This is a genomic window from Faecalibacterium sp. DFI.5.82, assembly GCF_029076575.1.
Taxonomy (GTDB): Bacteria; Bacillota; Clostridia; order Oscillospirales; family Ruminococcaceae; genus Faecalibacterium; species Faecalibacterium duncaniae.
Genome location: NZ_JARFIS010001046.1, coordinates 1 through 291, shown reverse-complemented (window position 1 = coordinate 291; position 291 = coordinate 1). Strand labels below are relative to the sequence as shown.

The following is a 291-nucleotide window of genomic DNA, read 5'->3' as shown; positions in this document are numbered from 1 at the left end:
GCCAGCCGGAGCAACGGCGTGCGCAGCTGGAACAGCCCTGTTACGTCCCTGCGTCGGATCGCCCGCCGCAGCGGGAAGACGATGCCGGAGTACACCTTCAGGGTCTCCGCGCCCAGCGCAGCGGCATAGCTGCAGGCGCGCTGGTACACCACCGCCACCAGTGCGGCCCAGAGCAGGCAGAACACCACCCCGGCGGGCATGCTCTGACAGAACACAAAGGGAGCCGCCAACAGGCCCGGGATGGCGGCCCAGCAGCAGAGCACAGCCCGGCCCCGGGGCGGGATGATGAGC

1 protein-coding gene is annotated in these 291 nt (G+C 70.4%); it reads right to left on the bottom strand.

Annotated features, from left to right (window positions below; genetic code table 11):
- Positions 1-291: hypothetical protein (locus P0G09_RS20065; protein ID WP_275253556.1), on the bottom strand; the 291-nt coding region annotated here is incomplete at both ends.